Annotated in this window: 15 protein-coding genes and 1 pseudogene; 2 read left to right on the top strand and 14 right to left on the bottom strand. The window is 29.1% G+C overall.

All coding sequences use genetic code 11. From position 1 onward, the window contains the following. Window positions 1-319 (top strand): integrase core domain-containing protein (locus K345_RS0106425; protein WP_028973471.1); only part of this gene is annotated, 319 nt, incomplete at its 5' end. Between the two features lie 289 nt (window positions 320-608). Here K345_RS0106425 and K345_RS0106420 read toward each other — a convergent pair. The 14 genes and pseudogenes from K345_RS0106420 to K345_RS22240 all read right to left on the bottom strand — a co-directional run bounded on the left by K345_RS0106420 (window position 609) and on the right by K345_RS22240 (window position 15,840). Continuing rightward, a complete protein-coding gene (locus K345_RS0106420) occupies window positions 609-1,514 on the bottom strand; it encodes a glycosyltransferase (RefSeq protein ID WP_169714774.1) in 906 nt (301 codons plus the stop codon). Then, complete coding sequence (locus K345_RS0106415) at window positions 1,507-2,415, bottom strand: glycosyltransferase (RefSeq protein ID WP_028973469.1); 909 nt, start codon at window positions 2,413-2,415, stop codon at window positions 1,507-1,509. Before K345_RS0106415 ends, K345_RS0106420 begins: the two co-directional genes overlap by 8 nt. Before the next feature lie 35 nt (window positions 2,416-2,450). Continuing rightward, a complete protein-coding gene (locus tag K345_RS0106410) occupies window positions 2,451-3,959 on the bottom strand; it encodes a lipopolysaccharide biosynthesis protein (protein ID WP_028973468.1) in 1,509 nt (502 codons plus the stop codon). 771 nt (window positions 3,960-4,730) lie between these two features. Beyond that, a pseudogene (locus tag K345_RS23835) lies at window positions 4,731-4,956 on the bottom strand (DDE-type integrase/transposase/recombinase); the annotation flags it as partial. A 48-nt stretch (window positions 4,957-5,004) separates the two neighbouring features. Then, window positions 5,005-6,612, bottom strand: coding sequence for a polysaccharide biosynthesis/export family protein (locus K345_RS0106405; protein ID WP_028973467.1), 1,608 nt, complete (start codon window positions 6,610-6,612; stop codon window positions 5,005-5,007). Then, window positions 6,612-7,847: a GumC family protein gene (locus tag K345_RS0106400; RefSeq protein WP_028973466.1), complete on the bottom strand. Its 1,236-nt coding sequence runs from the start codon at window positions 7,845-7,847 to the stop codon at window positions 6,612-6,614. The genes K345_RS0106405 and K345_RS0106400 overlap by 1 nt, the downstream gene beginning before the upstream one ends. Further along, window positions 7,834-8,976 carry a glycosyltransferase gene (locus tag K345_RS0106395; protein ID WP_028973465.1) on the bottom strand — a complete coding sequence of 381 codons (1,143 nt, stop codon included), beginning with the start codon at window positions 8,974-8,976 and terminating at the stop codon, window positions 7,834-7,836. Before K345_RS0106395 ends, K345_RS0106400 begins: the two co-directional genes overlap by 14 nt. Next, the gene (locus K345_RS0106390; protein WP_037571493.1) at window positions 8,973-10,022 is read right to left on the bottom strand and encodes a glycosyltransferase family 4 protein; all 1,050 of its coding nucleotides are present in this window, start codon (window positions 10,020-10,022) and stop codon (window positions 8,973-8,975) included. The genes K345_RS0106395 and K345_RS0106390 overlap by 4 nt, the downstream gene beginning before the upstream one ends. Next, entirely contained in the window at window positions 10,006-11,187 is a 1,182-nt protein-coding gene (locus K345_RS0106385) for an O-antigen ligase family protein (RefSeq protein WP_028973463.1), read from the bottom strand. The genes K345_RS0106390 and K345_RS0106385 overlap by 17 nt, the downstream gene beginning before the upstream one ends. Further along, window positions 11,184-12,074 carry a glycosyltransferase family 2 protein gene (locus K345_RS0106380; protein WP_028973462.1) on the bottom strand — a complete coding sequence of 297 codons (891 nt, stop codon included), beginning with the start codon at window positions 12,072-12,074 and terminating at the stop codon, window positions 11,184-11,186. The genes K345_RS0106385 and K345_RS0106380 overlap by 4 nt, the downstream gene beginning before the upstream one ends. Next, complete coding sequence (locus K345_RS0106375; protein ID WP_169714772.1) at window positions 12,064-12,990, bottom strand: glycosyltransferase family 4 protein; 927 nt, start codon at window positions 12,988-12,990, stop codon at window positions 12,064-12,066. Before K345_RS0106375 ends, K345_RS0106380 begins: the two co-directional genes overlap by 11 nt. 155 nt (window positions 12,991-13,145) lie before the next feature. Next, window positions 13,146-14,180, bottom strand: a complete 1,035-nt coding sequence (locus K345_RS0106370; RefSeq protein WP_028973460.1) for an acyltransferase family protein — start codon at window positions 14,178-14,180, stop codon at window positions 13,146-13,148. A 1,107-nt stretch (window positions 14,181-15,287) separates the two neighbouring features. After that, a complete protein-coding gene (locus K345_RS0106365; protein WP_028973459.1) occupies window positions 15,288-15,515 on the bottom strand; it encodes a hypothetical protein in 228 nt (75 codons plus the stop codon). A 142-nt stretch (window positions 15,516-15,657) separates the two neighbouring features. After that, window positions 15,658-15,840, bottom strand: coding sequence for a hypothetical protein (locus K345_RS22240; RefSeq protein WP_053228114.1), 183 nt, complete (start codon window positions 15,838-15,840; stop codon window positions 15,658-15,660). Window positions 15,841-16,063: 223 nt separating this feature from the next. On the opposite strand from K345_RS22240, the gene K345_RS20015 reads away from it, so the two are divergent. Then, the gene (locus K345_RS20015) at window positions 16,064-16,288 is read left to right on the top strand and encodes a transposase (RefSeq protein WP_053228113.1); all 225 of its coding nucleotides are present in this window, start codon (window positions 16,064-16,066) and stop codon (window positions 16,286-16,288) included. Window positions 16,289-16,386 lie beyond the last annotated feature (98 nt).

Genomic DNA, 16,386 nt, shown 5'->3' with positions numbered 1-16,386 from the left:
GAGAGGAAAACCACAAAAACTAAGGTGTGACAATGGACCAGAATACATTAGTGATGCTCTTAAAAGTTGGAGTAGAAAAAACTGTATCGAACTATCTTTTATCCAGAAAGGGAAGCCAACACAGAATGCTTACATTGAAAGATTTAATAGAACTGCTAGACATGAATGGCTAGAGTTGAATATCTTCAAATCTATCTATCATGCACAAGAACTTGCGACAAGATGGATGTGGATATACAATAATGAAAGACCACATTCGTCTTTGGGCGGCATTACCCCTAGAATGGTTTTAAATAATTCTACAAATTACTCCTGTTAATAATGGGGGGATTACAATTACAAAAGGGTCAACAGGAAGCTAGATAACAACTGAGAGATACTAAAAGACACCTTAAGAAAAACCAGAAACGCTGTGTGTCAAGGAAGTTGTCACCTTTAAGACACCTTTTTGGATATGAACTTCCTTGACACACAGCGGATGGTCCATATTTATAGAGGAACTATAAATAGTATAAGATTTCATAGATCATTAAACGATATGACACTTATTGAATTAAGGAAATCTATGCTCGTAAAAAAGGTGTCTTAATAGGGTCTACCATACAAATCTACATATTCGATTTGATAACCTCATCTAATTTAAAATAACTAAAAACATTTTTAAATTGTTCATCATTTCTATTTGCATTTACATTACTCAGATAAAGAGATATATCTTGAGAATTTGGAATAATGAGAAACTTTTTGTTAAAATCATCATTAAAAGTTATAGGAAAAGAAGGAAAACCTTTGAGTAATGTCATAGCTTTTAACCATATATCATCAGCAAACGGAGCCAACTTCAAAAAAAGTTTTTCATCAAATATTCGTTCATCAAAACATCCTGGTGGATATAATATACCACCTACTCCTGTTGGGAAGTTAAGATATGGGTTAGAGTTGGAGGAATTTACATATGGCCACTTTTTGTAAGCTGTATATCTATAATTATTTCTTTGTATCACTTTGCCTCTATAGAAAAAAACTGCTTTGTTATTATTTAGATAACCATAATATAATTTTTCGATAAAATTAATTGGATATAAAACATCATCATCAATTGTTATTATGATATCATTTTCATGTTCCAATAAAGTTGGTATTATTTTTTTATATGAGTAAGTATTTTTACAATATTTAATTTCCAATCCTCTTTCACATTGCTTTAATAAAACTCTAGGAACATTTAAGCTATTAAACTCATTTTCATCTAGCCATAAAATAATTTTATTTGGTCTCTTTGTTTGATTAAATATAGATTCGATTGTTAAATGAACATCTTCAATTCTTTTACTATAGGTTGTAAGTGATATAATTATACTGGGTGTATTTACTAATTTTTCTACACCAAAATAACTCGATCTCATTGCACTATCTTCTAAATATTTTTGTAATAAATTGTATCTGATAATATTCTCAATATTATAAGAATTCTTAAATGCTCCTAATATTTTATTAATCAAGAGTTTATTCAATTTTTCTTCCTTTAAATAAAATTCTAAGTGCATTAGCTGTTGTAATAGCACCAATTCTTAATCTAAATATAGATTCATAATCAAGATCTTTTCTAAGCAAGCATAAACTAAATAATACGTTTTTCAAAAAATCTTTTATGCCCCTTAAACTTATTACCTTATATCTTTTAAAAGATTCATGAAGTATAATTAAGTATTCTTCTTTTAATCTGTTATTTGTTATGAGATGATAAATCAAACAATGTGGCGTATACCCGACATCAAAACCTTTAAAGATAATATAATCGACCATCTCTTTATCTTCACCAGATGATAATTTTTCTCCTTGTCTTCCTATATTTTTTAACCAACCTTTAGATGATAACTCCCTCATTTCATTACCTAAAATTACTAATCCAGCACCTATTGGTGAATCTATTGGATGTTTCGTATTTGCAAAGTTAATTTCACTTTTTGATAGATGAGTACATGCCAACGCCTTATATGCAACCTTTAATCTTATATTTTCATAATTATCAAGTTTTGATTTAATCTCAGGAATAATTGCACCATTAAAGGCACCCATATTATTATTTGTTTTAATAAAATTATCAGCATTAATTAGCCAATTCTGTTCTAATACATTGTCATCATCTATGAAAATGAGCCAGTTTGCAGTTGTATTTTGAACTCCTTTTAATCTAGCAAATGACAATCCCTGCTTTTCTTCAAGTAAATATTTAATTTTATTGCAAGACTTTTCATATTTTTTAATTATCTGCTTTGTCTCAATATCAGAATTATTATCAACTATAAAAATACTCATTACTAATTCATCAAATTTATTTTGATTCAAAATACTGGGAATTACTTTTACTAAATTATGTTTACCATTATATGTACAAATTATTATTTCAAACATACCTCTCCTTTATTTAACCCAATTCCAAAACCAGTCTAATTTATCAATTTCCTTTTTATGTTTGTCAATATTTCTCTATTAAAGATAATCATTAATAGGAAATTAACTACTACAATTATAAACGTTACTATAACTCCAATTAATATTATTTCAACTAAACTGTTGGGTTTGTATACTAATCTTGCTAAATAAGAAACGCAAATTGAAGAAATATAAAATGATATACCACTTATAATAAACTTATAATAATGAAAAAGCTTTTGCCCCATACACTTTGCTGCATAGATAGGAGTAAATACTAAATTTCTAACTGTTACAACTATAAAGCTCACCAATGGAATAATAATAATACTATCGACATATTTGATTATTAAAGCAATAAATAAAAACTTCAATATACCACTAGCAAATAGTATTATAGACGGTAATTTTATCTTATTTGTGACAGTAAATATATTGAAAAGAGTATTCATAGCTGTTGAAAAGATCAGTGGTAGTAATGTGAGTGTTGATAGAATATATAATTTCTGAGTATTTTCATTCGGTACCCATATATTAAAAAAATCTTTACCAAAAATTAATAAGAAGCCAATAGGAATACATAGAATAAAGCTCAAAAAATTTAGCGACTTTTTTACCTCGTTATCAAATTCTACTATATTTTTCTCTGCATATAGTTTAGTAAATTTGGGTACAAATAAGTTTACTAAAATACCAGTCAAACTTTGTATAAATAATGGTATTATTTTTGCTACAGAATACTCTCCCGCTTCTTGTGCACTTATAAATATGTTTGCAAAAAGAAGATCAAGACTCGTTAAAATCACATTACTTAATTGGTTTATAGAATTCCAAACACCAGAAAACAATAATATCTTGATTGACGACAGTGAGAATTTTCCCCTACTGGCTTTAAGGTTTGGAAACTTTTTTGATATCCTATAGTTATATACCACCATACCCATATTTTGAAATAGATTTGCAAGTCCTAAATACCAAATTTGAGCCTCATAAAAAACAAAAGTAATCATCAAAACAATTATCTTAATTATATTACCAATTATCTTGCTAAATGCATCATAATCCAATCTGTTATAAACGTATGCTCCTATATTTAGTACAGTTGTGATTAAATTTATACTTATTCCTATAAAAACAAGTCCGAAAAGAAGCTTAACTTGATTGACTATATCATATGGTACATCAAGAATTTTACTAATATTAATAACAAACAAAAAAGAAACAACACCAAAAATTATACTTAATATAATATTACTAAAAAATATAGAACTGTAGTACTCTTCTGCCTTTTCTATTTTGTTCTCAAAAACTGCAATTGTTATAAATCGCGCACCCATAGAGTTTAGAGCAATTGCAACTATATTAAAGTACTGAATAAAGCTTGTTGATAAAGGGAAGAAGCCATAAGCTACACTCCCGAGCTTATTAATTAAATAAGGAGTTAATAATAAACTGACACCTATATTAATTATAAAAGATAAAATATTTGATGTAAAATTTAATATAAAACGTCTATCTGTCAACAATTGTAATCCACCACAAGTTATTCATCATTTATAAACAGTATTATATATTAATACGTTATGTAAAATCTCAATTAAGTTGATATTTTATCACTATTCATTATTAGTTAACTTGATATAGTCTAAATATATTACTTGCTATAAGTTTTTATCTATATCATAGTATTTTAAAAATTATAACATTTCACAGATGTCATATAATTTAATTAACACTCTTATCTATTGATAGTTAAAATTTAATTTACCTAGAATATATGATTAAATAATCAGAGATATCTAATTCGACTTTTATCGCTAGTTTTACGTTCCTATCATTTTCTTATACATTCAGCAACTAATTTCATTGTATGGTATACCAGCGAACTTATTATACTATTACAGAAAGAGATCTCGTCATAGTGGTTTGGGGCTTCCTAAAATTTTTTTATCCAGTCTACTTGTGAAGTCTATAGCGATTTAAATTTAGCTTATTGCTAATTGTGGTGATCATGTCAGACTCAGGACTAGTACTGAAAGGTAGATTTCCATCTCACTGGTTTCTATTAGCTTGATCTTGATCTTTCCCATGCCATATTTTCTTTTAGCCACAACTATAATCGCCCATTATTAACAGGAGTTATTTGTAGAATTATTTCAAACCATCCTTGGGTAAATGTAACTCAAAGACAAATGAGATTTTTCATTATTGTATATCCATATTCATCTTGTCACAAGTTCTTGTGACTGAATAGTTAGACTTGAAAATATACAACTCTAACCATTCAGTGTCAGCTTCCCTTCCTGGATAAAAGATAACTTGATGCCATGTTTACTACTCCAAGTCTTAAGATCTTCACTAATATGTTCAGGCCAATTTTCACACCTTAGTTTTTGTATTTTTTCCTCTCAATTCTATTATCTGTTCAAACGATATAATAACTCTTTGAGATGGTAATTAAAAATCAACTTCAATTCCTAAACATTCTCTATTGAAGTCATCAATAACATTAAATGACCTTTACTTACATCTTTGTATCGAATATAAATCAATACAATAAAAGTTTATCTACTTAATAAAATTAGAAATTGTAATATAGGAAGTTATAATCGTCGCAATTGCTGTAACAGTTGTTGAAAATGTATTCAATGTAAACAAAGGATGATTAGCTTTTACAAATATTTTATCTCCAGGCTCAATTACTTCTGATTTCTTCTTGATATTATTATTTGAATCAATAATATCCATACTATTAAACATATTCTGGAATGGTACATATCCACCAGCCATACTAATATAGTATCGCCATGTCTTATTAGGAATATAAGGGATCTGCCCAGGAGCATTTACAGCACCACCAACTAAGACAAAATACTGTCTAAACGGTATTACAATGGTATCATTTTCATGAAGTATAATCTTTTGTGTTGCTTTAGAACTACCTATATATTGATTAAGATCTACACCAAAAGTTTCATTACCTCTTAAAATATAAGCATCTTTCAAACTCGCAGTTTGCCCCAACCTGTCCTTCATATTTTTTACAGCACTTTCCAATGTTTCTCCTGGATAGTATTGGTATCTTACTCTAACTGTATTATTGTAATCAGAGACAGATTTTGAATCTATCATAATAGCACCTTCAAAAAAAACATTGGGAAGTGTTTCTTGTTTTGTAGGGACATAAACAGTATCATAATTTTTTAATGAAAGGTTTCTTATTTCGTCTAACGGATATACTTCTTTTTCAGCCGCTTTATCACCAATATCTACAAGTCGTGTCAGCTCAATCCTATTAGTATCAGCAGTGTCAAGAAGGCCCCCTCCATATTTATTAATTAAATCCTGAACAGTTTCATTTTGTAGTGTTTGGTAATTCGATGGGTTAAAAACATCTCCGTCCAATATAACACGAATAGAAGCTCGTTCTAATATTACAGAATCACCAGGTTCAAGTCTTGGATTTTCAGATATCACCCCTTCTAAAAGAGCTTTATATAAATCATATTCGTATGATTTCCCATCACTTTTTACTAAAGTTACTTTTCTTATAGATGTGTAATTAGTAGCGACTGATTGAACTAAGGCACTTAACTTAGATAGTCCCCACGCATAATAAACCCCACTTTGAACTACTTCACCACGATAAGAAACAGGAAACGCACCTGTTTGCTGTATCTCTAGACGTGGAGTGGAGAGAGGATAGGCATCATTAACTCGACTTAAAACTTCTTTTTGTAGTTCTAGATATGACATACCATTTGCTTCAATCTGTCCTAAGTGTGTTATTGAAACTTCTTCATTAGAATTAACAACTAGAGAATCTCTTTGAAGACCTCCAGCAGTAACATAAGTTAAAGTATATATATCTCCTGGAGTGACTGGATAATTTGGATTAGCAACTGCTAAAGCTACACGCCCACTAGCAGTTGTTGCAATCTGTTCAAAGCTAGAACTAGTAATACTATTACCAGAATAATTAGAATTGCTCCTATTAATACTACTAAAAATGTTACTGTTAAAACTCAAATTCGTACTTGAACTTGAAGCAATTACATCAAGATAAGAGGAATCACTATTGGTTGAGGTTAGATCAATTGTTTGTCCGAAAACAACACTTGTGATGATAAGCAAAAAAACGCCTATGATCTTTTGTCTAAAATTTGATATATACATTATTTAACCTCATCTGTTTGAAATTTTTCTCCATTCCAAGCAGCTTTTAGTTTTCTTATTTTTATGGGGTCTTTTTTAATCTGACGAATTGAGTCTTTTAGAAAAGCTAATAAAATTGAAAAGAAAAATCCTCCTAAACTACCTGCAATTACTATCAAGCTTCTATGTGGACCTGATTTTATATCAGGAATTTGTGCTTTTTCAATTACTTGAAACACAGGCTGTTGCCCCTGAAGAGATAACTTTGTTGACTCATATTGCTGTGTAAGTAACTGGAACAAAGCTTCTTGAATTACTAAATCCCTTCGTAAATGATTAAATTCTAGAGCTAATTCTGGTATATCTTTTTGATTAGAAATAGAGGAATCTAACTGTCCCCCGGGAGCTTCCATTTCTTTTAGCAACCTTTCCAAATTATCTCGTTCAACCTTTAATCGTCTTAACTGAGGGTCTTCCACCCTTGACAAATCTCCGTAATTTCTTATTTCCATCTCTTTGGATAGTATTTGAGATTTTATTTGTGCTATCTGAGATACTTGCTCTGATGCGAGGCTTTCAACGGATATAACATTATACTTTCTTTGAAAATCTATAATTTGATTTTCTAAATCTGTCATTTTTACTTGAACATCATTTAGTTTATCTTCTAAAAGTTGTTTTTGTGTAAGAAGTCGATTACCACTTATAATATTAAATTGGTCATCTAATAAATCAACTGAATAATTGACTACGTCAGTAGCAAAAATTGGATCTATATCCTTAAAACTTATCGTCAATAACCCTGTTTCATTATCAAATTCAGCTGTTAAAAACTTTGTAAGTTTAGCACGACTACTCGCTTTTGGATGATCTTTTATTTCGTAACGATTAATTAGATCAAATTTATTTACTACTGAATCCATGTAATTATTTGTACTAATTAATTCTGTTGCCAAAACTCCATAATTCATACCAGAACTAGATATTCCTGCCAAAGATGCCAAATCACTCATACTAGATGACGAAAACAAAGAGGAAAGACCACTGGAGTCACTTTGACTATTAATTAGCATTGTTGCTTTAGGAGAATATACATTTGGTAAAAATGAGTTTTCAGAAGGAAGTATTTTAGATACAAATGCAAGGACAAAAGTTAATGTACATATCATAACTGTAGTTATGAGTATTAAACCTTTATTTGCAATTAATACTATAATAAAGTCAATAAGACTAACGATATCATCATTTTTTTGCACTAGCCATCTCCATAATCTTTTTAATTTTTGGTATATTCACTTCATAAGTAAAGTTATTTTTAACCCATTCTTTTCCTTCGACAGAAAAATGGGTATGTACATCATTATCTTCAAAAAGACTTTTTATTCTCTTTGAAAACTCAATATAGTTTTTATTTTCTATAACATATCCAGTTTTACCATTTTGGTTAACCCAATTAACTCCTGAACCCTTAATTTTATATGATATAGCAGGTAATCCAACAGATAAAGCCTCAGCAAGTGCTACTCCAAATGCCTCATTCTTTGTTATTGATGGAAAAACAAATATTTTTGCAGAATGTAAATATTGAATTTTATCTTTATCACTTATTTTTCCAATAAAATGAATATTTTTACAACCTTCAGCTTCTCTTATAATTTTTTTAGTCTCCGGGCCAAGACCTGCAATTACAAATTGAATCTCTGGTAACAATTTAGCAGATTTTACTAGATAACGTAATCCTTTATACTTTCTATGAACTCCTATAAAGAAAGCAAATTCACCAAACTTTCTTTTAATTTCCTGGATTTTTATCATATCTTTATTTTTCCCACTATAAATAGTTGGATTTACACAATTTGGGACTATATGTACTTTATTCCTATACCTATTTAAATTTCGAGAATCCAGTAAATAATAGTAACTTGTTGTTATTATTACTGAGGCTTTTTTTAGAATCATGTTTTGGAAAAACATGTATAACGGCATTATTATTTTTTGCCTTATTCTTACAATATCTGAGTGCCATAACAAAACTAATCTTATGTTTCTATACATCTTTTTACGTAGAACATATAGTAGAAATATTGTTATGAGAGGATTTGGCAAATGAATTAGAATAACTTGCGGACGAAAATCGTCCATAAGACATTTTAAACTATGTAAGTAATTCATTGCAATGGACTGCGAAAATATTTTAAATTGTACGCCAATCCTATGCACTTCAACACCTTCAAATATATCCACTTTATTTTTTGTAGAATTATTAAAACAAATTACTTTCTGTTGTACATTTTTGTTTTTTAGCATTGTAATGTAATCATACGCAACTTGCTCAATGCCACCAGGATGTGGTAGATAAAAAGTAGATATATGTAATATATTCAATATTTAGTCCCTATCTGTTCTAATTTTCTTGCTATAGTATTGCTAATACAATCATAAGAGTATTTTTTCGAAATATACTCTTTTACATATTCTGCAATACGTTTTGTATTTTGTCCTAGAACCTTATCTGCCAAATCTAACGGATTGTCAACTTCAAAAAAAGTCACCGGTAATCCCGAATATACTTCCTTGAATACGGAAATATTGGATACAATAACAGGTACCCCCACAGATAAAGCTTCAAGAGGTGGGATACCAAAGCCCTCATATCTAGATGGCTGTATCAATATTTTTGCATTGCAAAGAATCCCTTGGAGCTCATCATCAGAAATACGCCCTGTAAAAATTATTTCTGGATTATTCAAAATTATATTAGTTATATCTGCATTTTTATTTAAGAAATTATTCTTTTCCCCTACGATTATAAGCTTATATTTCACTTTAAATAGTTTATAACTTTCTAGAAGCGTATCTATTCCTTTATGTGTCTTTATATTTCCAATATATAAACAATAATCAAAATTATAGTTACAACGTGATTTCGCCTCAACTAAATTACTATTAATTCCCACCCCAGTGACACTAATCTCTTTTACTTTATTGAAATGATATCTAATTCTGCTTTCAGAAAATTTTGAAACTGTAAAAATGTGCTTTGATTTCTTAATTGCTAAACTAAGAAAAAATCTCCTTAACCAATACCCAAAAAAGCCATTACTTTCAAACATTAAATCTAAATAAATCACATCGTGAATAGTTGTAACTAAAGGAATATTAATAAACATAGGTATATTATAATTTGGAGAAAAAAAGACGTCACAGTCTTTCAATTGCCGATATGGATATCTTAAAGTTTCTGAAATTGTAAATATTGGTATATTACAAGAAATAATTTTAACATTTTCCGCTTCATATTTATTAAGCATCTTTTTATCACCAATTAGTAGATAAAAATGTCTCAAGTCGATTAAAGAATCTAATATTCCACTTAAATAAGTGCCAATACCACCTTTTGATAACATTCGACAGTCAATCGCAATTTTCATCACTTAACTCACTTTTATGACATGTACTCAAACCTAACACAATTCCGATAAGCATCCAATGATACAGTCTCATATAATTAGTGTTTGCCTGTAGAATAACAAAAAAGACTAGATATGAAAATCTGTATGAATAAAATAAATCTTTGTATTTATTGTATTTACTTCTTACCATAATTGGATATAAAAACCAAATTATAGAAAAAAAGAATCCAAAAACACCAACAGATACAAATAATTGTAATATCGCATTTGTTGGGGGATACTTATATAAAGTTACATATGCTCCAGGTCCAACGCCAATCCAAAAATTTCTTTTAATTATACTAATAGTCTGATGCATACCAGTCACCCTACCACCACCTGCACCTTGAAATCCATTTTCTAATAATCGACCAAAAAGAACTGTGTATAACGCAGGATAACGAAATTTTATAAAAAAACCAATTGCAGCTATAAACAAAATAATAATAATGGCATATAGTACTTTTTTGTTTCGTGATATTGATTTGGAAAAAAAGACTATAACTCCTATTGTGAAAAAGAGGCCCAATATTCCTGTTAATGAAGTTGTAAACAAGACATAAAAGAAACTACGTAATGCCTTATATAGATATTTTGATTTGAACTCTTGAAAATAAAAATAGCACGAGTGAGCAAAGTAGATTAACATAAATGTGGCTAAAAATGTTGGTTCATAAAACCACAAAGCAGGACGAGGAATCTTCATGTAAAAATTTGTATATAAGAATGGAACCTCAACTCCAAACAATCCAATAATAAATGTTATTATTATCATAACACCCTGTATTTCAAAACCAATTTCAAGTATTTTATTTAATTTACGAGGATTAATACGGCTATAAGACATAACTGGTAAAGTTATGAATAAAAAATTATAAAAACACCAAAAGATAATACCAAGACTTCGTTTAGCATCTTTAGAAAACGATAAAGACACTACATGTGCTAATAGAAATAATAGAAACAAAATAAATTGTTTTTTACTAATCGTTATTTTTTTTGAAAAAAACATCAATAATGTAAATATTATCCACAAAAACTGAACTAATCTAATACTAAGACCGCTAACAGCAAATGCGTATTGGTCACTTCCAATTAACAATATCGATAAAAAAAGTATTAAAGTCATGAATTTATTATTCATAAAACAAAACCAAACATATACTTTATAATATTGATTGAAACCTTATATTGTCTTCTTAACAAAGCTTTACAAATGGACAGAAACATACTTAATAACAAGATAGGTTGCGACTTACCATATGTTTTGCCAAATCGATACTTACTTTCTAGATATTTCTGATAGGTGAAGGAATTAATTTTTCTTGCCTTTCCCAATCCAGTACTACCACCTTCTTTATGATTAACTACTGAATTAACACATAATCCTATATTTAATCCACATTTTTTGACGCGTTGTGTATAATCTGCGTCTTCATAATATAAGAAGTAGTTTTCATCTAATAAACCAACCTTACTTATACAGTTTGTTGATATTAAAAGTGAAGTACCACTTAAATAATCTAATTTCGGTTTACTATTACTTTTTAGTACTTTTTTCGCTGATATTAGATAAAAATTCATTAAATAATCATATTCAGAAATATTAGATTTATAGTAATCTTTTATTCTTGATGAACAAAGATCCAAACGATACTGTAATGAATAATTTGTTAACTCAACTAATGTTCTTTTTTCTACAACTGTATCATTATTTAGTAACCAAATATAATCATATTCAATACCATCATTAAACTTTATTCCAAAGTTATTCCCAGCAGAAAAACCTCTATTTTCTTTGTTAATTAGTAATGTTAAATTTTCCCTAGTATAATATTCTGTATCATAACCTTTACTACTACTTATAAGTTTATAATAATCTATTAGTTGTTTTACTGAGTCATTATTAGAGTTATTATCTACAATTACAATATTATATTGTCCATCATATTCAATTTTCTTTAAAGAGTTTACACATTCTATAGTATCAACATAATTATTATAGTTAAGTAATATAATTTTAATAATCATCTAAAAGTTGCTCCCATTTTGATGAAACATGATTTAATTCAAAATATTTTACATATTCTAATGCATTACTAGCATATTCTAAAAAGTTTTCTTTTTGATTTTCATACAATTTTAATACTTTGACTATTTCCAAAATTGAATTTTGTTTTATTAGTAGCCCATTTTTATTTGACTGTATTATCTCTTTTGGGCCAACGCAATCAGTCGATACAACAGGAGTACCACAAGCCATTGCTTCAATTAAAACCATCCCAAATAACTCTTCCCATTTTGGGACTTTATAAGATGGTAGGATTAACAAATCACTAGCACTAATAATTTCAGCTAACATGTTTTTATCTGAGATTTCTTTAATAAATTTTATATCTTGAGAAAAAGAATCATTTATCGCGAACTCTCTCAATTTACCATCTCCAATCATTGTAAAATGAAACTTATCATTTACCTGTGACTTAGCTTGTATTAGATTCTCAAACCCCTTTCCCTTTTCAAATCGCCCTATATATAGGATTTTGATTTCTTTATTATCTAAACTTGGTTTATTCTTTCTTGGATAGAAATATTCAGAGTTATAACTATGTGGAATTACAGATACTTCTTTTTTTATATTAAAATTATCACACAAAGATTGTTTTGCAAAGGAAGTAACTGTAACAATTTTAGTTGAATCATTTTCCAAGAAATGCTTCCATTTCTTTTTGAAAAATTTTTTTCCAATTTTATTACGTTTCGGATATTTACTATTATCCCAATAAGGCCATGATGTAAAATATATAATTTTTTTTAAACTACTTATTTTTTTATATAAAAAAATCTTTTTATCATATGGAGCCAGCGCCAGAATAACTATATGTTCATCATATTTCTTGGTAAAATTAAATTGAAAATAGAAAATAAGGTTTTTTGCAAACTTCATTATATATTTTCCTTTCTTTTGCTTTAGAAACATATAAAGAGATCTTAATAAATCGGTCTCAAAAAAAAGATAATTATTATGTATATTTGAGACATTCAATAAACTTTGAAAATGATCATTATGTCCATACTCATGTAATATTAATATCTGCTTCATTATTTAAACCTTTGCTTTTTCCCTATTGCTAATGGAAAAAAAGCATTTAAAAACAAAGAAATGACACATAAAAAAATTAACGCAATAGAAACAAATATGAGATTATATACTATAGATCCATCTAAAATGGTATAATTCAGTCTTAAAATAAAAACCATTATGCCCTTAAGAAAGGAATAGATAATTATATGTAATGCCATAATCACTAAAGTATTCTTTCCTATAAATAATGTAAGCTTGTTTTTATTTATTAATTTAGATATAAAATACACAGACAAAATACCAAGTATTGCATTCAAGTAAAATAGTCCAATATTAGAATAATAATTACCATTCATATCTATACGACCATTTATAGAAGACAACTTTATGTTAACTACTAATGTTAAAATAAATAACAATAAAGCAGTACTCTTTTTTATATTAAACTCCAGAAGAAATTTTGAATAATAACCGATAGCATAAAATGAGATACTTACCAATGAAATGTTAAACCCCCAAGGCAATCGTATTATTTGATTTTTACTTAATAAAAAACCAAGTGTAATCATTAAGAGTAATACAATTAACATCCGAACTCTTGTTAGTTTAGATATCATGAAGAATTCTATTTCAGTTATAAAAAGACAAGTTAAAAACCATAATGGAGCATTAAATATTAACCAATTATTAATTCCATTAGAATATAGTATTCCAAGCAAAGGTTTCAATAGATTAATATCAAGGGAAGAATCTGCACCAAACCTTCTTCCAATTAAAAGCCAAAATAAATAACTAAATAAAGCAAACATAAAATATGGGACTAGCAATCTTTCAGCTCTATTTTTGATAAATTTAAAAATACTATGCTCTTTTCCACTTTTGGCAAGTATCCCAGATATGAAGAAGAATAGTGGCATATGGAATGAGTACAACCAAATGATAATTTCTTTAGGAAAATTTAAATGACCAACCATTACTAATATGATACCGATAGCTTTTGCATTATCAATCCATATAATGTGATTGTCTGAATATTCTTTTCTTTTACTCAAGTCATACACCCAAATTAGAACATAAAATTTTATAATTGAATAAATACCCAAATAAGTATTTTAATTAATTATCTTCTATTAGAACATATCACTATTTTCTTATATATTCATCACATCTATATCAATTTATTATAGATTCAATATAAAGAATATGTAATGTTCCCTGTTTTCTGGACCATTATGAAAGTAGTTTTTCCGATATTCCATCGAACTTCAATATCCTATTGCTGAATGAGGTCACTTCATATTGTATTTTTGTATCCAAACTGCAATCTTCTAGAGAACATCATCTTGATATATAAAGTGGTAAAGCCAAACACAATTCTCCTTGAGTATTCTAAAGAATACGTTCAATCATTCTATTCAGGAATGTTATGTATTTGTATGATGTTAAATATACGCGTAACTTCATGAAACTTCTATACTCCAAAAACTGATACTCAAGTTAAACCTGAATGGCAACAATCTTTAAAAGCCTTAAAAGAAGTTAAATATACAAGAGACTCCCTAGCTTTAATATTTAATGCATACTCTATATTAGCTACTATGTCACTACTGACTCTTCTGATATCAATTTTATTAGGAATATATGCCTAATAAGTCCATTAGCATTTTCTATACTGTCCTTTTCCCAACTATGATAAGGATGACAAAAATAGTATTGAAATTCCGCCAATTCTATAGACACGTTCAACCTAGCTTAAAAGCCTTTTCAAAATCAACAGGTTACTGCAGATTTATATGCTTTTGCCTTCTTTTTCAATTATAAAATGTTTCGATATAATCAAAGACATCTGCACGAGCTACCTTCTGGCTTTTATATCCGTTTTCTAATTCGCTTATTCTTCGGGCTACTGAAGAATGATTCCGTAACTGCATTATCCCAGTATTCCCTCGACGGAAAATACTCGATTTTAATTTATTGTCTCAGCAAAAACGAATCCAGTCATCAGATCAGAATTGGGAACCATGGTCTGAGCGAATTTTAACAGGCTTCGTAGGTCTTCATTTCCAACAAAACATCAACAAGACAATATCCCGATTCATAGTTTTCTACATTGACCATTCAATAACGATTCTGGAAGACAGATCAATCATGATAGCAAGCTAAAGTGTTGCTTCCTGTATTCTGATGTATGCGCTATCTGTTACCGACGCTTTATAGAGTTTTTCAACTCTAAACAGACGTTCCAATAGGTTGGGAGAGCCTAATGCAGGAGGTTCTAATTGACAGCGGAACTTTCTGATTTTTAGAATCGCCTTGATTTTGTTCTCCAATATGATCCTGGCGGCTCTATTCTCTCCAAACACTGGGACTACCATAGGTTTTATCACTCTCTTTCCAATAGTATTTTATTCTATTCAGCTGGATACAATCCTCTTTGTCGCGATTGGATTCAGGAGCTTTAAGCCATACATAATAGCCACATTGATGTCACCCGATATTTAGCCCTGTTCATTTTGATAAATGCATACATTATTCGGACAGGCTTGCGAAGTTTGCCGCAGCTTTTTTTAGAACATCCCGTTCCTCTTCGGTGCGTTTCAATTCGGCGTTTAAACGAGCGATCTCTTTCTTCACGTCATCTGATTCTTTCTCCGATTTGTAAGTCTTCCCATATCGTGGATCTTTCTTCATCCATATACGCAGATGGTGCATTAAAACTCCTAACCATTCAGAGATTTCCTTCACGAGTAGCCGCTTTCCAATATCTGGCCGATGGCCTCCTGCTTAAATTCCTCTTTAAATAACTGTTTACCCATTACATCCTCTCCTCATTTTGAGTTTATTAGATGTCTACTAAACTTGGGTGAATACCAAAACCAAAATTACTTGATTATAGCATTCCTCTTTAAATATGGACCATCTATAGGTAAAAGATATGGCATTAGAAAAAGCAGCTAGATGGACAGCAAAGAAGAAATCAGAGCTAGTCCTACAGATATTAAAAAAGGAAGTAACTCTTGCAGATATCTGTAGAGAAAATGATTTGAAACAATCAGAAGTTCAAGCTTGGCCTGATGATTTTTTAAATGCTGGTATGAATGATTTAAAGTTAGAAGCAAAGAATGAACAAGCTCAGCATGATAGAAGCTTAAAGATATGAGAGCTAAAATTGGTGAGCTAGTATTGGAGAATGATGTATTAAAAAAGCCAAGGCTCTTATGGAAGACCAGGACAAGATCAACTATTAACCATAAAGAT

It is taken from the genome of Spirochaeta cellobiosiphila DSM 17781 (assembly GCF_000426705.1).
GTDB classification, from domain to species: Bacteria; Spirochaetota; Spirochaetia; order DSM-17781; family DSM-17781; genus Spirochaeta_E; species Spirochaeta_E cellobiosiphila.
This window is presented reverse-complemented; position numbering and strand designations above follow the sequence as displayed.

Bases quoted from the DNA above. Each gene is read 5' to 3' on its own strand.
- K345_RS0106415 (WP_028973469.1), bottom strand. From the start codon at position 2,415: ATGTTTGAAATAATAATTTGTACATATAATGGTAAACATAATTTAGTA.
- K345_RS20015 (WP_053228113.1), top strand. From the start codon at position 16,064: ATGGCATTAGAAAAAGCAGCTAGATGGACAGCAAAGAAGAAATCAGAG.
- K345_RS0106375 (WP_169714772.1), bottom strand. From the start codon at position 12,990: ATGAAGTTTGCAAAAAACCTTATTTTCTATTTTCAATTTAATTTTACC.
- K345_RS22240 (WP_053228114.1), bottom strand. From the start codon at position 15,840: ATGCACCATCTGCGTATATGGATGAAGAAAGATCCACGATATGGGAAG.
- K345_RS0106385 (WP_028973463.1), bottom strand. From the start codon at position 11,187: ATGAATAATAAATTCATGACTTTAATACTTTTTTTATCGATATTGTTA.
- K345_RS0106380 (WP_028973462.1), bottom strand. From the start codon at position 12,074: ATGATTATTAAAATTATATTACTTAACTATAATAATTATGTTGATACT.
- K345_RS0106405 (WP_028973467.1), bottom strand. From the start codon at position 6,612: ATGTATATATCAAATTTTAGACAAAAGATCATAGGCGTTTTTTTGCTT.
- K345_RS0106390 (WP_037571493.1), bottom strand. From the start codon at position 10,022: ATGAAAATTGCGATTGACTGTCGAATGTTATCAAAAGGTGGTATTGGC.